Annotated in this window: 17 protein-coding genes; all 17 read left to right on the top strand. The window is 52.8% G+C overall.

Annotated elements, in window-relative coordinates; genetic code table 11:
- Window positions 1-143: 143 nt before the first annotated feature.
- The 17 genes from KNP72_RS01435 (at window position 144) to recO (ending at window position 13592) form a co-directional block, all read left to right on the top strand.
- Entirely contained in the window at window positions 144-788 is a 645-nt protein-coding gene (locus tag KNP72_RS01435; protein WP_214831875.1) for a class I SAM-dependent methyltransferase, read from the top strand.
- Window positions 785-1252 carry an S-ribosylhomocysteine lyase gene (locus tag KNP72_RS01430; protein WP_021065678.1) on the top strand — a complete coding sequence of 156 codons (468 nt, stop codon included), beginning with the start codon at window positions 785-787 and terminating at the stop codon, window positions 1250-1252. Before KNP72_RS01435 ends, KNP72_RS01430 begins: the two co-directional genes overlap by 4 nt.
- Window positions 1253-2191 (top strand): PLP-dependent cysteine synthase family protein, encoded by a 939-nt coding sequence (locus KNP72_RS01425; RefSeq protein ID WP_214831874.1) that lies wholly within the window; start codon window positions 1253-1255, stop codon window positions 2189-2191.
- Window positions 2157-3314, top strand: coding sequence for a bifunctional cystathionine gamma-lyase/homocysteine desulfhydrase (locus KNP72_RS01420; protein ID WP_021065680.1), 1158 nt, complete (start codon window positions 2157-2159; stop codon window positions 3312-3314). Before KNP72_RS01425 ends, KNP72_RS01420 begins: the two co-directional genes overlap by 35 nt.
- A 132-nt stretch (window positions 3315-3446) precedes the next feature.
- On the top strand, window positions 3447-4325 hold the full coding sequence (gene rarD, locus KNP72_RS01415; RefSeq protein WP_021065681.1) for an EamA family transporter RarD: 879 nt from the start codon (window positions 3447-3449) through the stop codon (window positions 4323-4325).
- 91 nt (window positions 4326-4416) lie between these two features.
- The gene (deoC, locus tag KNP72_RS01410) at window positions 4417-5082 is read left to right on the top strand and encodes a deoxyribose-phosphate aldolase (RefSeq protein ID WP_029595219.1); all 666 of its coding nucleotides are present in this window, start codon (window positions 4417-4419) and stop codon (window positions 5080-5082) included.
- A 77-nt stretch (window positions 5083-5159) separates the two neighbouring features.
- Window positions 5160-5354: a 30S ribosomal protein S21 gene (gene rpsU / locus KNP72_RS01405; protein WP_029334745.1), complete on the top strand. Its 195-nt coding sequence runs from the start codon at window positions 5160-5162 to the stop codon at window positions 5352-5354.
- Window positions 5355-5387: 33 nt separating this feature from the next.
- Window positions 5388-5837 carry a GatB/YqeY domain-containing protein gene (locus tag KNP72_RS01400; RefSeq protein WP_021065683.1) on the top strand — a complete coding sequence of 150 codons (450 nt, stop codon included), beginning with the start codon at window positions 5388-5390 and terminating at the stop codon, window positions 5835-5837.
- A gap of 136 nt (window positions 5838-5973) precedes the next feature.
- Window positions 5974-6486 carry an NfeD family protein gene (locus tag KNP72_RS01395; protein ID WP_214831872.1) on the top strand — a complete coding sequence of 171 codons (513 nt, stop codon included), beginning with the start codon at window positions 5974-5976 and terminating at the stop codon, window positions 6484-6486.
- Entirely contained in the window at window positions 6483-7463 is a 981-nt protein-coding gene (floA, locus tag KNP72_RS01390; RefSeq protein ID WP_021065685.1) for a flotillin-like protein FloA, read from the top strand. The genes KNP72_RS01395 and floA overlap by 4 nt, the downstream gene beginning before the upstream one ends.
- Before the next feature lie 5 nt (window positions 7464-7468).
- Window positions 7469-7903: a hypothetical protein gene (locus tag KNP72_RS01385; RefSeq protein ID WP_021065686.1), complete on the top strand. Its 435-nt coding sequence runs from the start codon at window positions 7469-7471 to the stop codon at window positions 7901-7903.
- Window positions 7904-8037: 134 nt separating this feature from the next.
- Window positions 8038-8994: a PhoH family protein gene (locus KNP72_RS01380; RefSeq protein WP_029595222.1), complete on the top strand. Its 957-nt coding sequence runs from the start codon at window positions 8038-8040 to the stop codon at window positions 8992-8994.
- Between the two features lie 18 nt (window positions 8995-9012).
- Window positions 9013-11094 carry an HD family phosphohydrolase gene (locus KNP72_RS01375; protein ID WP_021065688.1) on the top strand — a complete coding sequence of 694 codons (2082 nt, stop codon included), beginning with the start codon at window positions 9013-9015 and terminating at the stop codon, window positions 11092-11094.
- Window positions 11072-11548 (top strand): rRNA maturation RNase YbeY, encoded by a 477-nt coding sequence (gene ybeY, locus KNP72_RS01370; protein WP_029595223.1) that lies wholly within the window; start codon window positions 11072-11074, stop codon window positions 11546-11548. The genes KNP72_RS01375 and ybeY overlap by 23 nt, the downstream gene beginning before the upstream one ends.
- Complete coding sequence (locus KNP72_RS01365; RefSeq protein WP_214802733.1) at window positions 11545-11895, top strand: diacylglycerol kinase family protein; 351 nt, start codon at window positions 11545-11547, stop codon at window positions 11893-11895. Before ybeY ends, KNP72_RS01365 begins: the two co-directional genes overlap by 4 nt.
- Before the next feature lie 35 nt (window positions 11896-11930).
- Entirely contained in the window at window positions 11931-12839 is a 909-nt protein-coding gene (gene era / locus KNP72_RS01360; protein WP_029595225.1) for a GTPase Era, read from the top strand.
- 3 nt (window positions 12840-12842) lie between these two features.
- A complete protein-coding gene (gene recO, locus KNP72_RS01355; protein WP_021065692.1) occupies window positions 12843-13592 on the top strand; it encodes a DNA repair protein RecO in 750 nt (249 codons plus the stop codon).
- The last annotated feature ends 83 nt before the right edge of the window (window positions 13593-13675 follow it).

Genomic DNA, 13675 nt, shown 5'->3' with positions numbered 1-13675 from the left:
CGGATTAACAATAAATAATTCATCTCTCTCAAACAATATGGGCAATTCGCTTGAGATTTTAATCTAAAGTTGATACAGTCTGTAGTAGATAAATCATATAAAACTTATCGATATAGTCGGAATAAAGATGATGGGGTGACAACATGGGATTACAATTCATGGACATTTTTAAGGAATGGGCGTCAGAATATGACGCGACCGTGACCGGACATGACGAACAGTATCGTGAAGTGTTCGCCGGGTACGAGACGATGCTCAACGAGGTCGTCAACCAATTAGAAGGCCGGGTCATGGAATTCGGAAGCGGGACAGGGAACTTGAGTGCAAAAATCTTGGAGCGCCACGAATTGATTTCGGTCGAACCGTCTCCGGAAATGCGGGCCGTCGCGGCCGAGAAGTTACAGCTCGATATCGTCGACGGTGACTTTCTCAACTATCCGACGGATCAACAGGTCGATACAATCGTGTCATCCTATGCGTTCCATCATTTGACGGATGATGAGAAACGGACGGCGATTCGAAGTTACGTCGAACACCTCGACGCCCCGCGCTTCGTCTTGCTCGATACGATGTTCGCCTCGCAAACAGCGAAACGGGACATCTTGGACTGGGCCGAAGCGAACGGCTATACCGATTTACTCGAGGATTTGAATCGAGAGTTTTATCCATATACCCAGACGATTCAAGCGATGCTCGAAGCAAACGGCTATACGGTTACGCTCACGCAAAAAAATAAATTCGTCTGGCTCGTCGTGGCCACGAAACAATCAGGAGGAACTCAATCATGAAAAGTTATAAAGTCGAAAGCTTTAATTTAGACCATACAAAAGTACAAGCGCCTTACGTCCGTTTAGCTGGAGTGAAGAAAGGGACGGCCGATACGATTTATAAATATGACATTCGCTTTATTCAACCGAACGAAGGGCTTATGCCGATGCGCGCCGTCCATTCGCTCGAGCACTTGATTGCTGAAAACAGCCGTAGCCACTCGAATCAAATCATCGACGTCTCGCCGATGGGTTGCCAGACAGGCTTCTATTGGACGATGTTGAACGACGGGGATTACGAAGCGATGCTCGACCTCGTTGAAGCGACACTCCGCGACGCAGCGAATGCGACAGAACTTCCAGCGCAAAACCCGATTCAATGCGGGAGCGCGAACCATCACGATTTCGAGGGCGCGAAGAAGCTCGCGGCCGACATGCTTGCTAAGCGTGACGAGTGGCACATCATCTTCAAGGACGAAGCGTAAATGATTGTCCAAAGCGTCTATGAATTGATCGGGGAGACGCCTCTTCTCGAATTGCGGACGTTACCGGTTCCTCCTGGTGTCAAAGTGTACGGCAAGCTCGAGATGATGAACCCGGGCGGAAGTGTCAAGGATCGGCTCGGTCTGCAATTGATTGAACGGGCGCTTGAACGTGGACAACTTGAACGCGGGGGAACGGTCGTCGAACCGACGGCCGGGAACACCGGAATCGGGCTCGCGCTCGCCTGTCAACGTCACGGCATCAAGTTGATGACCGTCACTCCGGAGAAGTTCAGTCAAGAGAAGCAAGCGCTCATGGCGCTCCTCGGGGCGACCGTCGTCAACACGCCGACGGAGCTCGGGATGAAAGGTGCCATCGCGCGGGCGAAAGAGCTTGCCATCGAACATGACGCCTATGTGCCGGAACAGTTCTCGAATCCGGATAATCCGGACGCATACGTCGACACGCTCGCGCTCGAGCTTCAGGCCGACCTGCCGAACATCGATGTGTTCATCGCCGGGGCCGGCTCAGGGGGGACGTTTACAGGTGTCGCGAGCAAGTTGCGGCCGAACGGGACGAAGACGATCGTCGTCGAGCCGGAAGGGTCGATTTTAAACGGTGGAGCACCAGGACCGCACAAGACAGAAGGCATCGGCGTCGAGGCGTGGCCGGCGTTCTTGCCGCGCGACCTCGTCGACGGGATTTACACGATTACGGACGAAGAGGCGTTCTATTATGTCGCCCACCTCGCCAAACAAGAAGGTTTGCTCGTCGGAAGTTCATCCGGAGCGGCCATCGCGGCATGCGTAAAAGAAGCGGCCCAGATGACAGAAGGCGTCATCGTGACGATTTTACCGGACAGCGTCGAACGTTATTTAAGTCAAGGAATAGTCAAGGAGGCAGAATATGCGTACAAAAACAGCACTCATTCACGGCGGTAAAACAACGGACCCGTTGACGGGAGCCGTCACACCACCGATTTATCAGACGAGCACGTATAAGCAAGACGGCATCGGCAATCTCCGCGAAGGGTATGAATATTCCCGGACGGCCAACCCGACACGGACGGCACTTGAGACGCTCATCGCCGATATCGAGGGCGGTGCTAGCGGGTTTGCGTTCGGTTCTGGGATGGCAGCCATCTCGACGATTTTAATGTTAATGAAATCAGGGGACCACGTTATCGTCGGTTCTGACGTATATGGGGGAACGTACCGTGTATTCAATCGAGTATTTCAATCACTTGGCTTGGAGGCAACTTTTGTCGATACGGCCGATACGCAAGCGGTCCGTGAAGCGCTCCAGCCGAACACGAAAATGATTTACGTCGAGACACCGACGAACCCGTTGTTGAACGTGACGGACATGCGTCTCATCCGCGCCATCGCTGACGAGGCGGACGTCCTGTTCGTCGTCGACAACACGTTCATGACACCGTACTTCCAAAACCCAATCGAATTGGGGGCAGACTACGTGCTTCATAGCGCCACAAAATATTTAGGCGGCCATAGCGACGTCGTCGCCGGTCTCGTCGTTGCCCGCACGGAAGAGCTTGGAGAGCGTTTGGCGTTTCTTCAAAACTCAGTCGGCGCGGTACTCGGACCACAAGACAGTTTCCTCGTTGTTCGCGGCATCAAGACGCTCGCGGTCCGCATGGAAGCGATTGAAGCGAACGCGCTCGCGCTCGTCGACTACTTGACGAAGCATGAAGCAGTCAGCCGTGTCTTGCATCCGAGTGTCGGTAGCGAAGAAGCGAAGCGGGTCCACTTGTCGCAGGCACGTGGTTTCGGTGGAATGATCGCCTTCGACGTCGGTTCAGCCGAGGCGGCCGAACTCGTCGTCGCGAAGACGAAGTACTTCACGCTCGCCGAGAGTCTTGGCGCGGTCGAGAGCTTGATTAGCGTCCCGGCTCGGATGACGCATGCGTCAATCCCTGCGGAACGCCGTCTCGAACTCGGGATTACGGACGGACTTGTCCGCATCTCGGTCGGCCTCGAAGATGTACAAGATTTGATTGAAGATTTGGAGCAGGCGCTCGCGACCGTGGCGACGATTCCGAACTAAGTTGCATAGCGATACGAGGTGCGCTCGCGAGCGTGCCTCTTTTTGTCGTGTGCAAGGTGAAAGAATTCGCTTGAATGTCCTAATCGCATCGACTACACTGACGATAATTGATTACGAGAGCGGGTGAACAGAGTGAACAAAGGCGTCATGCCAACGGTCGGGGCCTACGTCATGTGGGGCGTCCTACCGATTTATTGGAAGTTTTTGCAGGAAATACCGAGCGGTCAAATCTTGGCCCATCGCATCGTCTGGTCGTTCCTCTTCATCTTACTTGTCTTGAAATGGACGAAACAGTGGACCGAGTTCAACTATGCGCTCCGGCACCGGGCGACAAGGAACGCCTTTATGTTGAATGGATTTATCGTCAGTGCCAACTGGTTCGTCTACATATGGGCGGTCAATCACGGCTATATCATCGAAGCGTCACTCGGCTATTACATCAATCCGCTCGTGAGCATGGTGTTAGGTGTGCTTGTTTTTCGGGAATCATTAAATCGAGTACAATGGCTGGCGGTGACCGTGGCGGCAATCGGCGTGCTCGTCTTGACGTTCGGGTATGGGTCGTTCCCGTGGATCGCGTTCATTTTGGCCAGTACGTTCGGATTTTACGGGATGGTAAAGAAACGCCGTCCACTCGCCTCGACGGTCAGCCTCGGCATCGAGACGCTCGCGGTCGTTCCGGTCGCTATCATTTTCTTGGGTTGGCAAACGTCTCAGGGAGGATTGACGATGACGACCGAACCGGTCATTTGGGTCGCGTTGGTCGGGACAGGCGTGATGACGGCGCTACCCCTTCTTTTGTTCGGGTATGGGGCCCAACATATCCCGTTCACGCTCGTCGGGTTTCTTCAGTTCATCGCACCGACGCTCAGTCTCGCAATCGGGGTCATTCTCTATAATGAACCGTTCACGGGCTATCACGTTTTTGCGTTCACATGTATATGGATTGCCATTTTCTTCTTTAGTTGGAACAGTTGGATCCAGACGCGGAAACGCCGTCAACTCGTCTGAATTGAAAGCTGTTACATTTCAAGAAAACATGATAATATGTTAGATGTCAGACCTATATGTCAGACCGATACATCAGAGGAGGAATTTTACGATGGAATTAGCACGTTATATCGACCACACAGCCTTGAAGGCAGAAACAACGAAAGATCAAGTCACAAAACTTTGTGCCGAGGCGCTCGAATACAAATTCGCAAGCGTCTGTGTCAACCCGACATGGGTGAAGTACGCGGCGGAACAACTCAAATCAGATGACGACGTCAAAGTATGTACGGTCATCGGCTTCCCACTCGGAGCTAACACGCCAGAAGTGAAAGCATTCGAAACTAAAGACGCGATTGCAAACGGTGCAGACGAAATCGATATGGTCATCAATATCGGTGCTATGAAAGACGGCGACTTCGATCTCGTTGAGCGCGATATCCGCGCTGTCGTCGAAGCGGCAAACGGGACGCTCGTTAAAGTTATCTTTGAGACGTGCCTCCTTACGAAAGAAGAAATCAAAAAAGCGGCTGAGCTTTCAGTCAAAGCAGGCGCAGACTTCGTGAAAACGTCGACTGGCTTCTCGACAGGCGGCGCGACAGTAGAAGATATCCGCCTCATGCGTGAGACGGTCGGACCAGATCTCGGTGTTAAAGCTTCAGGCGGCGTACGTGATTTCGAAGGCGCACAAGCGATGATCGATGCCGGCGCGACGCGCATCGGCGCATCAGCTGGAATCGCCATCGTTACAGGTGGACGTTCAGACAGCGACTATTAATAACTAGTGGTTGACCGCACGACTTACTTTCACTATAATATGTTATGACGTGTGAAACACGTTTCCTTAGTCGTGTAATTCGGAGGGAGGGAAAACTAGTGGAAACTCGTGTCCGTAAAAACGAATCGCTTGAAGACGCTCTTCGTCGTTTCAAACGCGGTGTTTCGAAAGATGGCACTCTTGCCGAAGTTCGCAAACGTCGTCACTACGAAAAGCCAAGCGTAAAACGTAAATTGAAATCAGAAGCTGCGCGTAAGCGTAAGAAATTCTAATTTCAGTTTCATTTGTAGAGAGGGTGTTAGCTCATGAGTCTTCAAGAACGCTTGACGGACGACATGAAGCAAGCCATGCGCGCGAAACAAAAAGATCGTCTCACGACGATCCGGATGGTCAAAGCGTCGCTCCAAAATGAGGCCATCAAATTTGGTCGACAAGATCTAACTGAGGAAGAGGAACTCACGGTGCTCAACCGAGAGATGAAACAGCGCAGAGACTCCCTCCGAGAATTCGAAAGCGCTGGTCGTGAAGACCTTGCTTCTAAAGTAGCTGACGAGATTGTCGTACTAGAGGCCTATATGCCTGAACAACTTTCTGAAGATGAAGTCACGGCAATCGTGAAAGCAGCTATTGCTCAAACGAATGCTACAGGCCCGTCGGATATGGGTAAGGTGATGGGCGTCGTCATGCCTCAAGTTAAAGGCAAGGCAGACGGTGGTCTTGTGAACCGCATTGTCAAACAACAATTGACGAATTAATGAGAGAGACAGAGATTTTTGGGTCAAACCAAAAGTTTCTGTCTTTTTTTGCGTATTCCGAAACCAAAAGCGAACTTGTTTCGTATACACTAGAGATAAGAGGTAGCTTGTGAACTCGGAAGGGGGTTGCAATACGATGACATTTGGTCTCGGAGTGATTCTGACGGTGTTTTTTGTCGGAATCGTCCTTCTAGGAATTGAAGTGTTCGTTGCCGGTTTTGGATTGTTCGGCGTGCTAGGGATTGGGGCGGTCGTCGCCAGTTTGATTATGGCGGGTGCCACAATCGGACAATTATGGTTGTCAATCGGATTGGCCACGGCCATCGTCGCCGGGCTCGGATTTTGGGCATATCGTCGCCTGCAGTCCAATCGATCGCTCATGTATAAAGGGTTGATTTTGACCGATTCGACGTCAACAGACAAAGGGTATTTGTCCCACGATGACCGCAAACGGTTGCTCGGGAAAGTCGGGGTCACGTTGACGCCGCTTCGCCCGGCGGGTACCGCTGAGATTGATGGAGAACGGATTGATGTCGTGACAGAAGGTAGCTATCTCGATTCGCAAACGAAAATTCAGGTGTATAAAGTCGATTCAGGACGCGTTGTCGTCCGCAACTTTATAGAGCCTAAGGAGGATGTAACAGAATGACACCAGAACTATTGACCACGTTACTCATCTCGGGTGGAGGATTGATTGCGCTCGCCGTATTCTTCACGTTCGTACCGGTCGGGCTGTGGATCAGCTCGTTCGCCGCTGGCGTCCACGTCTCGATCTTCACACTAATCGGTATGCGACTCCGTCGCGTCGTCCCATCGAAAATCGTCAACCCGCTCATCAAAGCGGTCAAAGCCGGCATCGGCTTGAACACGAACCAGCTCGAGAGTCACTTCTTGGCCGGGGGTAACGTCGACCGTGTCGTCAACGCCCTGATTGCGGCCCACCGTGCCGATATCGAATTATCGTTTGAACGTGCCGCAGCAATCGATCTTGCTGGCCGTAACGTGTTAGAGGCGGTTCAAATGTCCGTTAACCCGAAAGTCATCGAAACGCCGTTCATCGCCGGTGTGGCCATGGATGGGATTGAAGTGAAGGCGAAAGCCCGCATCACGGTCCGTGCCAACATCGATCGTCTTGTCGGGGGTGCCGGGGAAGAGACGATTATCGCCCGTGTCGGTGAAGGGGTCGTCTCGACGATCGGTTCACAACACAACCATAAGCACGTCTTGGAGAACCCTGATATGATTTCACGTACCGTATTGACGAAAGGTCTCGATTCAGGGACCGCGTTTGAAATCCTATCAATCGATATCGCCGACATCGATATCGGTAAAAACATCGGGGCGGTCCTCCAGACCGACCAAGCCGAAGCTGATAAGAAAATCGCGCAAGCGAAAGCGGAAGAACGCCGCGCGATGGCGATCGCCCGTGAGCAAGAGATGAAATCATCGGTCGAAGAGATGCGCGCCAAAGTCGTCGCGGCCGAGGCGGAAGTCCCGCTCGCGATGGCCGACGCACTTCGAAATGGCAAACTCGGGGTCATGGATTACGTCAACTACTTGAACGTCCAAGCCGATACAGAAATGCGTAAAGCCATCGGTCATCCTGTCGAATCTGATAGAGAGTAACGGACATGGATGGACTCTGGGTACTACTCTTAGCCGCTTTCGGGATTGCCTCGGCGGTCATGAAGCGGATGGAGAAACCATCATCTACTGGGGAACGACCACCGAGTACGGATTTGAAACGTTATCTCGATACGGTCGGTGACATGATGAAGGAAGTCGAGGCGACGTTCGATGAGCCGCGCAACAAGCAAGACAAACCGGCTCCTCAGAAACTACGTCGCCGTGTCGCCGCACCGGCCGAAACGACAGACCGACATGCACCGCGTCGACGTGAAGAGCTGCCGCACGTGAGTGCCCAGTTCGAACAGACGGTCAAAATTCCACCGATTTCCGAGTCGACCGAGTCGCGGCCACAACCGCGCATCTCGATGAAGCAAGTTCGGCAAGCGGTCGTGTGGAGTGAAATTTTGCAACCGCCGGTGTCGAAACGCCGTCGTTAAACCTGAGGCAGTGACTCCGTGTCACTGCTTCTTTTTGTTGGAGAAATGGACGGTCTTTCTTTCACGAACGGCTTGATAGTGCTAAAGTAAAGAAGGAACAATCTACTGATGGGGAGGAGAAACAACCATTGATTATGACTGATAAAATTCCGTTCGTCATGGAACATGCGAACGAAGCGCAGGCGCTCCTCGGACCGAAGGACGAGGTATTTCAAGCCATCGAAGCAGAACTCGCGGTCGCACTCACTCCTCGTGGAGAAGAATTAATCATTCAGGCCGATACGGCCGATACGCTCGAATTGACGAAGGCTGTTATCAAGACGTTGCAACAACTCGTTAAAAAAGGGGCTCGCTTGAACGAAAGCGATGCCATCAGTGTGATTCAACACATCAAGGTCGGCAAGGGCGACGAGTTGCTCGAGCATTATGAGCGAGTCGTCTTCACGACGAACAAAGGGAAACCGATTCGGGCGAAGACGGTCGGACAGAGCCGATATGTCCGGGCCATTGAAAAACGTGACCTCGTGTTCGGAATCGGACCGGCGGGGACCGGGAAGACATATTTGGCCGTCGTTTTGGCAGCGCGTGCGCTGAAAGAAGGCCAAGTCAAACGAATTATTTTGACGCGTCCGGCGGTCGAAGCGGGTGAAAACTTGGGCTTCTTGCCAGGCGACTTGAAAGAGAAGGTCGACCCGTACTTACGTCCGTTGTACGACGCCTTGTTTGACGTCTATGGCGTCGAACAGACGAACCGATTGCTCGAACGCGGCACAATCGAAGTCGCGCCGCTCGCTTACATGCGCGGCCGGACACTTGAAGATGCGTTCGTCATTTTAGACGAGGCGCAGAATACGACGAAAGAACAGATGAAGATGTTTTTGACGCGACTCGGTTTCGGCTCGAAAATGGTCGTCACCGGTGATTTGACGCAAGTCGATTTGCCGAAAGGCAAAGCGTCAGGACTGCAAGAAGCGTTACATCTGCTTGAAGGAGTCGATGGGATTCATTTTGAACATTTCACGTCGTCCGACGTCGTTCGCCATCCGCTCGTCAAGAAAATCATTAACGCCTATAGTAACGAACTCACATAACCAAAAGGGGGGGCACTGATGCAGCAAGCACGTCATTGGACGGTCGCGACAATCTCCGTCCTCTTTTTTCTCATTTTAGGCGCGATTCTATACTTTACGGTGCGCCCATCCATCATTAGTGTCGAGCCGCTCGGGATTGCCGAACAGGACATTCGCTCGCCGGTCACGATTGAAGACCGGACGGCGACGGAGCGGTTACGACAAGATGCGATCAATAGCGTCGGCAGTCAGTTCTCGTTGCGGCGCGAGTTTGCCGATCAACAGATCGCCAAAGTCGAGCAACTGTTCGCAGCGTTCGAAGAGACGGAAGATGACACCGAGCTATCAGACATCAAAAATCGCTTGAATTCGACCGAGGTGAACGGATTCCTCGGTGATGATGAACTGAACCTTCTGCTCGAGGCGAGCGAGAACACCCGTCGTACGGTCGAAGACGTCACCGTGACGGCGCTTCAAGAAGTGATGGGTAACCGCATCGACACGAGCTCACAGTCCATCTCAGAAGCGAGAGATCGGGCTGAGACACTTGTCGACCAATCACCGCTCTCACTTGAGTTCCGGGCAATCGCTAACAGCCTGAGCGATCAATTGATCGTACCGAACTACGTGTTCGACTCTGAAGCGACACGTGAGAAAGAACAGCAGGCGGTCGATGCGGTCGAACCGGTCATCATTCAAGAAGGCCAGTTGCTCGTCAACCAAGGCGAGGTCGTGACGCGCGAAATCTACCGCAAACTCGAATTGACAGGGGCTATCGATCCAAATCGTTCGTTCGCACCGCTGTTCGGGGCTTACTTACTGAGCGGACTGTTGACGATCGGTTTTCTGTTCATGTTAATCCGTTCGAAAATTCAACAACTGTTACTCCGCCCTAAAATCTTGATTACTGTCTATGGATTATTATTGTTACAGCTCGGCATTTTCTTTGGTGTCGGTTATATCGGTATCGAGTTCACGACATATGCGTACGTGCTCGCACCGACGGCATTCGTCGTCCTGTTGCTGCGTATCCTCGTCGATGAACGGGTCGCGCTTGCCTCGGCGTTGATCACGATGATTGCCGGGTCGATTGTGGCGAGTTTCGGGCAAAACACGAGCTTCATGACGGTCGTCTATTTCGCGACCGGAAGTTTCTTGGCCGTCTTCCTCGTCGAACCGAAGATTCAGCGCAAACGACTATTCTTGTCCGGTGTGTTGCTCGGCATTATCAATATCATCATGGTGCTCGCGCTCTTGTTCTTGCGCAACACGCAAGTGACGTGGGAGATGGTCGCCTACTTATCCGGTTTCGCCATCACGAGCGCGCTGTTGTCCATCGTGCTCACGTTCGGCTTCTTGCCGTTCCTCGAACCGTGGTTCGGCGTCCTATCGTCGGGTCGCCTCATCGAATTGATGAGTCCGACGCATCCGCTGTTACGTAAGTTGTTGATGGAGGCTCCGGGGACGTATCACCACAGCATGATGGTCGCCAACTTGGCCGAATCGGCTTGCGAGGCGATTGGTGCCGACGGACTGCTCGCCCGGGTCGCCAGTTATTATCATGACCTCGGTAAGACCGAGCGTCCGCTGCATTTCATCGAGAATCAGCAGAACGGCGTCAACCCGCACGACCGGCTCACACCGGAGGAATCAGCCGACATCATCATGGCCCATCCATATGACGGGGCCGATCTGTTGAGTCGTTATAAGTTGCCAAAAGAGATTATCGATATCGCCGAGCAACATCACGGCACATCGCTCTTGAAGTTCTTTTATGTGAAAGCGAAAGAGACGCGTGACGTCAATGAATCACGGTTCCGCTACCCGGGACCGAAGCCGCAGACACGCGAGGCGGCGGTCGTCATGATCGTCGATTCGATCGAGGCGGCGGTCCGGTCACAGAAGCAACCGACACCAGAACGGATTCGCCAGCTCGTCAGTGCGATTATTCGTGATAAGCTACAAGACGGGCAATTCGAAGACTGCGAGTTGACGACGAAAGAAGTATGGCGCGTCGGGGAAAGCGCGTGTGAGACGCTGACCGGCCTGTTCCATGAACGAATCGAGTATCCAGAACTGAAGAAAGAAGGAGACTTACATGCAAATCATTTCGAACGATGAGCACGGCTTATTGTCGGATGCTCAAATCGAGCTCGTTGAATCCATATTGGTCCATGCGGCGATGGAAGAAGACGTCGAAGAACCGAGTGAGCTATCGGTCACGTTCTTGACGAACGATGAGATTCAAGCCATCAACCGCGAATGGCGCGGGAAAGATACGGCGACCGACGTCATCAGTTTCGCCTTCGATGAGATGGGAGAAGACGAGATGGACTTCATGCTCGATGAAGACGAGCCCCGTCTCTTAGGGGACTTGCTCATCTCGGTCGAACGTTGTCGCGAACAGGCTGCCGATTATGGCCACTCGTTCGAACGGGAACTCGGGTTCTTGGCGATTCACGGATTCCTCCACTTGCTCGGGTATGACCATATGACGCCCGAGGAAGAAGCGGAGATGACGGCGCGCCAAGAACAAGTGCTCGCTCACTTCGAGCTGAAACGAGGCGAAGTGTGAAACCGTTCTGGTTCGCCGTGCACGGCATCGTGCACGCAGTGCGGACCGAACGCAACATGCTGATTCATCTCGTATCGAGCCTGCTCGTCGTCGTGTTTGCCTGGTGGCTCCCGACGACGAAACTCGAGAACTTGATTCTGTTCGGCTGGGTCGTGCTCGTCATCGCGCTCGAGCTGATGAACACGGCGGTCGAACGCACGGTCGACCTCGTCACGAAAGACATCCACCCGCTCGCGAAGCAAGCGAAAGACGTCGCGGCCGGGTCGGTCCTCGTCGCAGCGATCGGGGCCGCCATCACGGCACTATTCATTTTTGGCCCTTATATAATCGACAAATTCGTTATATGATTGAACGTATTGGAAATTTAGAAAGCAGGTGCACTATGTATCAAGAAGATTTTAAATCAGGTTTTGTGTCCATCATCGGTCGTCCGAACGTCGGGAAATCGACGTTCTTGAATCGGGTCATCGGACAAAAGATTGCCATCATGTCAGACAAGCCGCAGACGACGCGCAATAAGGTCCAAGGTGTGTATACGACGGATGATTCGCAAATCATCTTTATCGACACGCCAGGGATTCATAAGCCAAAACACCGTCTCGGCGATTTCATGATGAAAGTCGCGACGAACGCACTCCGTGAAGTCGACGCGATCCTCTTCATGGTCAACGTCACGGAACCGCGCGGCGCCGGCGATGAGTTCATCATCGAGAAGTTGAAAGGACTCGACACGCCAATCATTCTCGTTATGAACAAAATCGATTTGATTCATCCGGACGAGATTCCGGCTGTCATCGAGCAGTATACGAATCAACTCGATTTCGCGGCGTACGTCCCGATTTCGGCACTTCAAGGCAACAACGTCGAACCGCTCCTTAAAGAAATCAAAAAGTTGCTCCCGGAAGGACCGATGTATTATCCGGCCGACCAAGTGACTGACCACCCGGAACGGTTCATCATCTCTGAATTGATTCGCGAGAAAGTGCTCCATAAGACGCGTGATGAAGTGCCGCACTCAATCGCGGTCGCCATCGAATCGATCAAGAAACGGGAAAACTCGGAAATGATTGATGTCGAGGCCGTGATCATGGTCGAGCGTGATTCTCAAAAAGGAATCGTCATCGGCAAAAAAGGTGCGATGCTCCGCGAAATCGGGACAGAAGCGCGCCACGACATCGAGGCGCTCCTCGGGACGAAAGTGTATTTGAACCTATGGGTGAAAGTGCAAAAAGATTGGCGTAACAAGATGGGCCAACTCCGCGACCTCGGTTTCCGCGACGACGAGTATTAAGCCATGTTGCAAAAGGTCACGGGAATCGTCATTCGGACCGTCAATTACGGAGAGTCGAACAAAGTCGTCACCTTGTTCACCGAAGAGCTCGGAAAAGTTGCCGTCATGGCACGAGGGGCGAAAAAGCCGGGCAGCCGTCTGCATTCGTCGAGTCAGCCGTTCGTCGAAGCGGTATATATCTTTCCGGCGAGTCGTGGCCTAGGCCAATTGAAATCGTCGGATGTGATCACGTCTTATCCGGAAATCCGAAAAGACGTCGAGCGGATGGCATACGCCATGTATTGGCTCGAACTCGTCGACCGGACGGTAGAGGACCGCGTCCCGAACCGTCCGCTCTATCGCATCTTGAACGACGCCCTGCAGGCGCTCAATGCAGGGATGGATCCGGAAGTGATCACGCATCACTTCGAACTGCGCATTTTGCACTTGCTCGGGGTCGCACCGGTCTTGACCGGCTGCATCCGGTGCAACGATGTGACCGACCCGATGTACTTCTCGGTGACGGCCGGCGGCTTCCTCTGCGCCCGGCACCAAGAAGAAGGATCGATTCGCATGAGCGAGCGTCTGGCGAAGTTGCTCTATTTGATGAGCCGGCACGAACTGTCCGAATTCAGTAACGTTCCGCTCACGAAAGAGACACGGATTCTGCTCCGACAGCTGTTTGATGCGTATATGGACTCCTATAGCGGTCTGCGGCTGAAGACGAAACGGGTCCTCGACCAAATGCAGCGATTGTACTTGAACGATGATTGACTTTTTCGACAAGATTCGATACCATAATCTACGATTAGACAAATGAAATAGCGTGCGCAATGAAGGAAAACAAGTAGCTTTTA

This window comes from Exiguobacterium sp. s152, from assembly GCF_018618335.1.
In the GTDB taxonomy this organism is placed as follows: Bacteria; Bacillota; Bacilli; order Exiguobacteriales; family Exiguobacteriaceae; genus Exiguobacterium; species Exiguobacterium chiriqhucha.
This window is presented reverse-complemented; position numbering and strand designations above follow the sequence as displayed.

Excerpts from the sequence above, each read along its gene's own strand:
- KNP72_RS01435 (WP_214831875.1), top strand. The coding sequence starts at position 144 with ATGGGATTACAATTCATGGACATTTTTAAGGAATGGGCGTCAGAATAT.
- KNP72_RS01430 (WP_021065678.1), top strand. The coding sequence starts at position 785 with ATGAAAAGTTATAAAGTCGAAAGCTTTAATTTAGACCATACAAAAGTA.
- KNP72_RS01425 (WP_214831874.1), top strand. The coding sequence starts at position 1,253 with ATGATTGTCCAAAGCGTCTATGAATTGATCGGGGAGACGCCTCTTCTC.
- KNP72_RS01420 (WP_021065680.1), top strand. The coding sequence starts at position 2,157 with ATGCGTACAAAAACAGCACTCATTCACGGCGGTAAAACAACGGACCCG.
- deoC (WP_029595219.1), top strand. The coding sequence starts at position 4,417 with ATGGAATTAGCACGTTATATCGACCACACAGCCTTGAAGGCAGAAACA.
- KNP72_RS01400 (WP_021065683.1), top strand. The coding sequence starts at position 5,388 with ATGAGTCTTCAAGAACGCTTGACGGACGACATGAAGCAAGCCATGCGC.
- KNP72_RS01395 (WP_214831872.1), top strand. The coding sequence starts at position 5,974 with ATGACATTTGGTCTCGGAGTGATTCTGACGGTGTTTTTTGTCGGAATC.
- floA (WP_021065685.1), top strand. The coding sequence starts at position 6,483 with ATGACACCAGAACTATTGACCACGTTACTCATCTCGGGTGGAGGATTG.
- KNP72_RS01385 (WP_021065686.1), top strand. The coding sequence starts at position 7,469 with ATGGATGGACTCTGGGTACTACTCTTAGCCGCTTTCGGGATTGCCTCG.
- KNP72_RS01380 (WP_029595222.1), top strand. The coding sequence starts at position 8,038 with ATGACTGATAAAATTCCGTTCGTCATGGAACATGCGAACGAAGCGCAG.
- KNP72_RS01375 (WP_021065688.1), top strand. The coding sequence starts at position 9,013 with ATGCAGCAAGCACGTCATTGGACGGTCGCGACAATCTCCGTCCTCTTT.
- ybeY (WP_029595223.1), top strand. The coding sequence starts at position 11,072 with ATGCAAATCATTTCGAACGATGAGCACGGCTTATTGTCGGATGCTCAA.
- era (WP_029595225.1), top strand. The coding sequence starts at position 11,931 with ATGTATCAAGAAGATTTTAAATCAGGTTTTGTGTCCATCATCGGTCGT.
- recO (WP_021065692.1), top strand. The coding sequence starts at position 12,843 with ATGTTGCAAAAGGTCACGGGAATCGTCATTCGGACCGTCAATTACGGA.